Annotated in this window: 9 protein-coding genes; 6 read left to right on the plus strand and 3 right to left on the minus strand. The window is 39.2% G+C overall.

All coding sequences use genetic code 11. The features are described 5' to 3' along the window. The first annotated feature begins 442 nt into the window (after positions 1-442). From PN450_RS11520 to PN450_RS11530, 3 genes are all read left to right on the plus strand, one after another. The gene (locus PN450_RS11520; RefSeq protein WP_271836400.1) at positions 443-1,528 is read left to right on the plus strand and encodes a hypothetical protein; all 1,086 of its coding nucleotides are present in this window, start codon (positions 443-445) and stop codon (positions 1,526-1,528) included. 99 nt (positions 1,529-1,627) lie between these two features. Continuing rightward, a complete protein-coding gene (locus PN450_RS11525; protein ID WP_271836401.1) occupies positions 1,628-2,572 on the plus strand; it encodes a carboxypeptidase-like regulatory domain-containing protein in 945 nt (314 codons plus the stop codon). Between the two features lie 2 nt (positions 2,573-2,574). After that, on the plus strand, positions 2,575-2,835 hold the full coding sequence (locus PN450_RS11530; protein WP_271836403.1) for a tyrosine-type recombinase/integrase: 261 nt from the start codon (positions 2,575-2,577) through the stop codon (positions 2,833-2,835). Positions 2,836-2,860: 25 nt separating this feature from the next. Here PN450_RS11530 and PN450_RS11535 read toward each other — a convergent pair whose 3' ends face one another. From PN450_RS11535 to PN450_RS11545, 3 genes are all read right to left on the minus strand, one after another. Beyond that, positions 2,861-3,490, minus strand: a complete 630-nt coding sequence (locus tag PN450_RS11535; RefSeq protein ID WP_015083466.1) for a type I restriction enzyme HsdR N-terminal domain-containing protein — start codon at positions 3,488-3,490, stop codon at positions 2,861-2,863. A 417-nt stretch (positions 3,491-3,907) separates the two neighbouring features. Next, complete coding sequence (locus tag PN450_RS11540; protein WP_271836405.1) at positions 3,908-4,183, minus strand: DUF1049 domain-containing protein; 276 nt, start codon at positions 4,181-4,183, stop codon at positions 3,908-3,910. A gap of 198 nt (positions 4,184-4,381) precedes the next feature. Next, on the minus strand, positions 4,382-5,812 hold the full coding sequence (locus PN450_RS11545; protein WP_271836407.1) for a phosphoglucomutase/phosphomannomutase family protein: 1,431 nt from the start codon (positions 5,810-5,812) through the stop codon (positions 4,382-4,384). Between the two features lie 120 nt (positions 5,813-5,932). Between PN450_RS11545 and PN450_RS11550 the strand changes: the two genes are divergently transcribed. The 3 genes from PN450_RS11550 to PN450_RS11560 all read left to right on the plus strand — a co-directional run bounded on the left by PN450_RS11550 (position 5,933) and on the right by PN450_RS11560 (position 7,712). Then, complete coding sequence (locus tag PN450_RS11550; RefSeq protein ID WP_213719563.1) at positions 5,933-6,802, plus strand: PD-(D/E)XK nuclease family protein; 870 nt, start codon at positions 5,933-5,935, stop codon at positions 6,800-6,802. 191 nt (positions 6,803-6,993) lie between these two features. After that, positions 6,994-7,269, plus strand: coding sequence for an RNA recognition motif domain-containing protein (locus PN450_RS11555; protein ID WP_271836409.1), 276 nt, complete (start codon positions 6,994-6,996; stop codon positions 7,267-7,269). Between the two features lie 140 nt (positions 7,270-7,409). Further along, positions 7,410-7,712 carry an RNA recognition motif domain-containing protein gene (locus PN450_RS11560; protein ID WP_271836410.1) on the plus strand — a complete coding sequence of 101 codons (303 nt, stop codon included), beginning with the start codon at positions 7,410-7,412 and terminating at the stop codon, positions 7,710-7,712. The last annotated feature ends 223 nt before the right edge of the window (positions 7,713-7,935 follow it).

Here is a 7,935-nt window from a genome sequence, read left to right on the forward strand (position 1 = left end):
CTAATAGTAAATACATTTCAAAAAATTAATTTTTTGAGAAATTTTTGGTGTGGGCTTTAATTCTCAATAACCAATACTTATTGACAGAACTGTTACTGTTACGTACTTTTAGACTTTTTATTTACATCGAACTCAGGTTGATCTTAGTCGTCTCAGACTCGACCCCGAAATAGGCGCTGTTCTATCTATCCGCGATGTTAAAGACTGGTTTGGCATTACTCCAGAATTTGACATCGATAATTATGCTATCCAAATCAAATATCCTCGCACCAACCAATCAGACCTCAGCAAGGCCACCGTTGAGCCACCCATTGACCTCACTAATATTCCCTATATTTTTGCCCCTTCATTCACTGTCACCACCATAAATAATCAACAATCTGCCCAAAGTTTCCGTTCCCGTGCCACTCAAAATCGAACAGTTACTAGTAGCGGTAGCTTATTGGGAGGAGCATGGCTTCTCAGTCTCAATGAAACTCAAACCGAAAATGACAACAGTTGGAGATTGGGTTCAGCCAGCTATACTCTTCAAAAAGACTCTACAGACCTATTTGTAGGCTCACAATCCCCCTTTTGGCGTAGCACCAGTCCCAATCCCTTTTGGGGTGTAACCACAGTCCAACGCTGGGGATTGACCATGCCCCCAAGCAATGGTGGATCAGCAAAAATTCGTGTCCAACCATCGCGTTTTGGTCAAACAGTCCGAGGGAAAGCGGCTCCAGGAACTTTAGTCCAGTTACTTTCTCCCTATAATCAGCAGGTTTTTGCAGAGGTTTTAGTTGATGAATCAGGAGAGTACAGCTTTAACGATATCATTCTCTCTGAGGTGCGATTACTGTTATATGCCCAAGGGAAATTGACATCTAAACCAGAAGAAAGAATCCTTCAACTCCCAATTGTTATTGGACAATTACCTCATAAAGCTTCCGCCCTAATTGTATCAGTCGGGACAGGACGTAATAATTCTGGTAATAACAACGACTTTTTAGGTAGCTTTACTGATTTGCGTGGAGCCGCAAGTTACCGTTATGGAATATCTCAAGAATTGACCTTAGGAGTGGGTGGTAGTTATGAAGATGGTTTTCGGGGCTTAACAGAGTTATTTTTTCAACCCGAAAATACTCCTTTACAAATTACAGCTTCAGCTTTAACGCCAACACCTCAAAGAGACTGGGAAATTAACGCAAATATTCGCTACAATCCTAACTCCAAACTCCAGGTAAATCTAGCTACCGATTTGCAAGGTAGCCGCCTGAGAATTAATCAAAATATTTTACCCAATTTATCGGTATTTAGTAATTTTAATTATGACTACAGTGCTAATTCGCCTTTTAGGTACAATATCGGTACAAAAGCTAGTTTATCAGGACGAAAATTTTCTGCTTCTCTAACTCTGGAACGGGATAATGTGAGTAACCTACAATGGAATTTCACTGCCAGAAAAGATAATTTTGAACTCAAACACTTTCGTAATGACTTCAGTACCCAAACTAGCCTTATTTATGATATTTTAGATAACTCTAAGTAAGTCGGCACGATAAAATCAATATACATTTTTTTCGTAAAAACCCTTAAATAACCTATCTATAAGGTATTTGTCGAATTTACATTTCGTTACATATGTTGATTGTTTAACGCCAACTTACTTACGTTAAAGGAATACAATTCTTATAGTTCTCTAGTTTTAAATTATCAAACCCTTGCCCCAATTAGTTCCACCAGTTCCACAGGTAACTCTTTATTATCTCTAAGTTGGCGGTTTAAGCCTAATAAGTCTAAGTTCGAGATAGATTTAGGCTATAGCATTGGCTCAGAAGGATCGGGATTTATTACTAATTTTGCCCATGAAATCTTTTCTGGTTTATTTTTACAAGCTAATTATAGTAATATTGGTTTAGGATCAAATGCAGATAGATTTAGGCTTTCCCTTGCATCTTGCTTTGACTTCAAACGTGGTTTTTGTTTAAATGATTCTTTCCAGGCTAGACCCAGAGTGGATAACGGTATTCTTTTTAAACCATTTTTTGATAAGAATAACAATGGCATTAAAGAGCCGACAGAGCCTTTAATTGTCAAGAAATCAGGTTCACTTTTAATTGTCAATAACAAGCCTGTTTCCCAATATCGATCAGAAGTTACCGATAATGGGATTATTGCATCCCTAAAACCAGGAATGTATCGCCTGGATTTAGATCCTTCTGGTTATCCTTTAGATTGGTCTCCTACTAAAAATACGGCTGTGGCGATTGAAGTTGTGGCGGGAGGTTTTACAGAAGTTGTTATTCCCTTTGCTAGATCCTACACCCTATCGGGAACTGTGACTGATGCTAAGGGAAAAGTTGTCTCTGGTGCTAGGGTTGAAGCTGTATCTTCTACTTCTAATCACAGGGTTTTTTCTATTACGGGTAGTGGTGGGATGTATTATCTAGAGGGATTAATTGACCGTAAGTATAATCTTTTGATCAATAATATTCCAGCAGAACCAAAAACAATAGATTTAAGTGAATCCTCTGAACCTTATCAACAGCTAAATTTACGACTTAGTCCGTCAGTGGAAAAAAACCTGTTGTAGTGGTGTCAATAGCCGCGCGACCTTTGTATGAATATATTTATCACGGTGGACGAGATACTGAGAGTTTTTACACTTTTACTTCTCAACGCAGTGAGCGGCTAACTGAAGCGGGCATTCATCGCTGGTGGAAAAACATTAAAGCACAAGCAAATGTTGAAGAGTGGGAACTTATCCATGATGTAACTTTTCATGAGCTGCGACATGATTTCGCTCACCGAGCGCGTGAAGCCGGAGCGTTTATGTTTGCGAGCCGCAATAGTTAGGTACACTGAGCCAACTTTGAAAAATTCAAGCAGTTACCAATTGAGTTAAATGCTTGAGAATACGCAGCACGTCGTACAATTCATTTCCAGGATTACGCATTAAAAAACCTTTTGATAAAGCATAACGGGGTGGTTTTCCTTTTACTAATTTCACAAAAATAAACTCGCTACCTGTGGCAATCATCCCAAAACTGGGTTTATCAGGATAGGGATTACCTAACATATAAGAGAGAATTTGTGCGAGTCCTTCTTCAATAGAAAAAGAAGCTTTTTTTGATTCAATAATCATCACCCAGAATTGGTCTTTTAAAACTAAAATATCCATTCTGCCTTTGATGATTACGTCTTCATCTGGTACGGCAATATCTATAGATTCTTCTGATTTTACATAAAAGGGAGATAGGTAAAAATCACCGATAAAAAGTATCGGATCTACAACTGCCATGCGGACAACATCTTCTAGTAATGGCGGATAATTGAGAAGATTCAAGTAACCAGCTTTTATTTTGTTTAAAAGTTGTTTATCTAAATCTGTAAGTTCTGGTAATTCTTCTTGCCATTCCCAAAATAATTGTCCATCTAAAACTAACTCAATGCCAAAATTATCAATTAAGTAGCGTAAATCAATATCTCTCGCTTGGAGTGTTTGTGTCATAATTTGGGAATTGGTGATTGGTGATTGGGAATTGGTGATTGGTAAAATTTAACTCCTATTATATTATATAAATATTTACCGGAACTTCTCATGGCGAGGAACAATGACTATTACCTGTCATGGCGAGGAACAATCATTGGTGACAAGTTAAGGAAAAGGGGAAATTGTCAAGGGGGTATTTGCAGAGGTCAATAATCATGGGAAACTCAAGATAGACAAGCAATTGAGCGAATTAAAACTATCTCTGATTTAGTAACTTGGTTAAATCGGCATGAAAATTAATTAAGTGGGTTATCTTTTATCTATTTCTCTTTGCGTCTTTCCGTGAGAAAAACCCAAAATCAAGATCCCCGACTTCTTTGATCAATTTTGTTATTTATCAAATTGAATTTGTAGAAGTCGGGGATCTAAAAACTTCTAAAAATCTTCATCATCAACAAAAAACTCCGCATCTTCATCTACCCTAGATTGCGACTCTCCCAACCCCCATAAAGGCTGCAAAACTGCTGTACCTAATAAACCGACAGCTACACTAAAAGCTAACATCAACCCAAAGGGAATTTGGATTGATTGAAAACCCAAAAACCGTAAAGATACAGGAGTAGCATTTTGGACGGAAATGAGAGCGATCACTACTACCCAAATAGCTATAATTAGTAATATTAAAAAATTAGCAACTATTTTCCAAATCATAACTTTAAAAATATAAGTTTTTCACAAATTGTAGAGCAATCCTAAGTAAGTTGTGTAAGCATAATTAATTTTTTTTAACGAACCGCAGAGGCGCAGAGAGCGCAGAGGTAGAGAAAAAAAGAGATGTATGCCTACGGCACGTTTGCGCGTTCATGTCTTACTTTTAGGATTGCTATACATCATCATTCAGATGACAGATTATCCTAACTTAGCAATTTCAGCTTCCATGAATTTAGCAATCTGGCTAAGTTTTTCCGGTGAGTTGGTTTCCATATACACTCTCACCAAAGGTTCTGTCCCAGAAGGACGCAGCAACACCCAGCTACCCTCTTCTAAATACAGTTTAATACCATCTTTCCTTCCCACTTCTTTCACCGCAATTCCTGCCACTTCTGAAGGCGGATTTTGGGTATAAGAATTGATGACCGCAACTTTGTGAGCTTCCGTCAGGTGTAAATCTAAACGATTGTTATACAAGGGACCATCAGCTTCCGCAATAGCTTCCTGTACCAACTGACTCAAAGGCTTACCTTCATAAGCGATCGCCTCAGCTACTAGCATATCTGCTAAAACCCCATCTTTCTCAGGAATATGCCCAATAATACTTAAACCACCAGATTCTTCCCCACCAATCAAAACGGCGGTTTCCCGCATTTTCTCACCAATGTATTTAAAACCTACCGCAGTTTCATAAATTTGCAAGCCATACTTAGCAGCAAAATTATCTAATAAGTGCGTAGTTGCCACAGTGCGAACAATTGCCCCACTTTTACCCTTGTTTTTAATCAAATGTCGTGCTAGAACTAACAGCACTGTATTGGGAGTGAGGACATTACCTTGTTCATCAACAATACCAAAGCGATCGCTATCACCATCGGTAGCTAAACCCAAATCCGCATGATCAGCCTTGACGGCTGCCACCAACTCAACTAACTGTTCCCCTTTGGGTTCAGGCATCCCACCGCCAAAAAGCACATCTCGCCAAGCGTGGAAACTTTCTAACTGACATCCAGTGTGTTGCAGGACTTCATCTAAATAGCCACGAGAAGTAGAATAAAGGGCATCGTACTTCACCTTTAAGTTCGCACTTCTAATTTTTTCCACATCCAACAAGGTGTAGATAAAATTCAGATAATCGGGCTTTGGATCAAAAGTAGAAATTGTCCCAGATGGGTTACTTCCAGGTAACTCATCCGATGCCGTTTCTATGTTGGCGACAATAGTATCAGTAATTTCTGGAGTCGCAGGACCTGCATAATCGGGAATATATTTAATTCCACAATAGGGTGCAGGATTATGACTAGCAGTAAACATCAAAGCCCCTGCGGAATTGAGCAGACGGGCATTGTAGGCAATTACTGGAGTGGGACAATCCCGATCAGTAATTTTCACATTCCAGCCCAAATCCGCCAAAACAGCGGCAGATGTCCGGGCAAACTCGTCAGCTAAAAACCGCGTATCGTAGGCAATTAAAACAGGTTTGTCTTTACTATAGGCAGTTTCCAGATAACTAGCGATTGCCCTGGTTACTTTCCGCACATTGGGAAAAGTAAAATCATCGGCAATAATTCCGCGCCAGCCATCAGTACCAAACTTTATCTTACCGGAATTGCTAGGGTTACTCGTCATGGCCACTCTCTCCCGTGCATGATTATTGCTATTTACTATTAGGAAACATCCAGCAAAGCTGTGGAACAGCCACTAAGCCGCAAGTATCCCCAAGGTAATTTCTCTCACTCTACATGAGCAATGTCAACCCCCGATAGACCCTTTGTTAGTTACCACCTTTGGTCTTTATTTGCCCCCAGCCGGGGACAGGAACATTGGCATTGCCAAATGAGAAGAGGATTTATCAAAGCGCGACAGCATGAACCCCAAGTCAAGGCCTTATTGGCAACAGCTACCCCACCCCAGCGCATTGGCATTCTTGCCCAAAAAGGTGTATATGAATTTCATCATCACCTGCATTGGTTAACTCAGGTTGATGGTGTGGAAAAAGTGGCGAGGTTATTGGGATTGAGTCAGACTCATGAAACTGTTAAATATCGGGTATTACAAATTTTAAGAAAATATCAAAATGCCCCTTTATTATTAGGGAAGCGGATTCTGGAATTAACTTCCGGTGATGAAGGTTTTCCCAAACCGATTGTGATTGAAAAACAAGATTATTGCTTTCGGTTATATGCCGCTATGGATTGTATATTTATTGAGTCTGATAGCACCTTACATATTTTAGATTTTAAAACAGGTAGATCGGCTTTTGACCACAGACAAGCATTAGTTTATTTACTTGCAGCCCGTTATCTTTATCCTGGCAAACCCGCAGTTGCATCTTTTTATAATTTGGAAGTTTGTAAAAAATCGGAATTAATTACTATTAGTAATAGTGAGTTTAAAGCTTTAGAATCTGAGTTAGCAAATATTGCCCATCAACATCAAGAAGATTTGCAACAATATGAAGCTAAAAATAGCAACTTCAGTCAAATATTTCCCCCAAATCCCGGCAACCATTGCCGTTTTTGTGCTTTTAATTCTATCTGTGAATTTGCTGATTTAAAACTACCAAAATCCTATTCCATGCCAATTACAAAATCTCATCCTTCTCCCACATCTTCGTGAGTCGTACTTTGGTGATTTGGGCTTTGGCTAGTTGTTGTATGGGACGGTTGGTGATTTGGAGGGTTATGCTACCGGAGAAAAAATTTCTATGCCCAATTAGAAAATAAACCTTAATTACGGGTATTATATGGTTGAGGCATTTCTTTTATTCATACTGTAAATGCCCATTTTTTAATTTCTGGAGCTATTCAATGTCAATTTACGTCGGTAATTTGTCCTATCAAGTCGGAGAAGAAGACCTCAAGCAGGTTTTTGCAGAATATGGAACTGTAAAAAAAGCTCAACTACCTATTGACCGAGAAACCGGACGTGTCCGGGGTTTTGGCTTTATAGAAATGAGTTCAGATGCAGAAGAAGAAGCAGCAATTGCTGCACTTGATGGTTCTGAATGGATGGGACGCAGCTTGAAAGTTAATAAAGCTAAACCCAGAGAAGAGCGTGGTGGTGGTGGACGCAACCGTTACTAAGTTTGAACATCCACAATAAATCATAATTTTATCAAGACACACACAATATGTGTCTTTTTTAAGTCCTATGGCGGATTTTATCTCAGTGCTGATATTATAGTTAAAGAAAAAGTCAAATTTTTAGTGTTCGGAGCTATTCAATGTCAATTTACGTCGGCAATTTATCCTATGATGTTACAGAAAATGACCTAACTGGGGTTTTCGCAGAATATGGAAACGTGAAGAGAGTCCAACTACCCACTGACCGGGAAACTGGTCGGAAAAGAGGTTTTGCCTTTGTAGAAATGGAAAAAGAGGCAGAAGAAACAGCCGCAATTACTGCGCTTGACGGTGCTGAATGGATGGGACGCAGCTTAAAAGTTAACAAAGCTAAACCCAAAGAAGATCGTGGTGGTGGTGGTGGACGTGGTGGATATGGTGGTGGTGGACGCGACCGTTACTAAGTTTTGCCATTAAGACTCTAATTATCATATTTTTAGGACAGAGGAAATCTCTGTCTTTTTTTAATCTAAGTAGGTGAACACAATAAAACCCACATTCCGCACCCCAAAATGTTACAGAGGGAAATTACGGAGATGAAAATCAAAGGGAGCATCAAAACAAACAGATAAAGTGAAAAAAGGCATTTGAGAAACAGTAAATCACCAAAAATGTCATCAAAATCTA

Source organism: Dolichospermum lemmermannii CS-548 (assembly GCF_028330815.1).
Taxonomy (GTDB): Bacteria; Cyanobacteriota; Cyanobacteriia; order Cyanobacteriales; family Nostocaceae; genus Dolichospermum; species Dolichospermum lemmermannii.

Bases quoted from the DNA above. Each gene is read 5' to 3' on its own strand.
- PN450_RS11545 (WP_271836407.1), bottom strand. From the start codon at position 5,812: ATGACGAGTAACCCTAGCAATTCCGGTAAGATAAAGTTTGGTACTGAT.
- PN450_RS11555 (WP_271836409.1), top strand. From the start codon at position 6,994: ATGTCAATTTACGTCGGTAATTTGTCCTATCAAGTCGGAGAAGAAGAC.
- PN450_RS11535 (WP_015083466.1), bottom strand. From the start codon at position 3,490: ATGACACAAACACTCCAAGCGAGAGATATTGATTTACGCTACTTAATT.
- PN450_RS11550 (WP_213719563.1), top strand. From the start codon at position 5,933: ATGTCAACCCCCGATAGACCCTTTGTTAGTTACCACCTTTGGTCTTTA.
- PN450_RS11540 (WP_271836405.1), bottom strand. From the start codon at position 4,183: ATGATTTGGAAAATAGTTGCTAATTTTTTAATATTACTAATTATAGCT.
- PN450_RS11560 (WP_271836410.1), top strand. From the start codon at position 7,410: ATGTCAATTTACGTCGGCAATTTATCCTATGATGTTACAGAAAATGAC.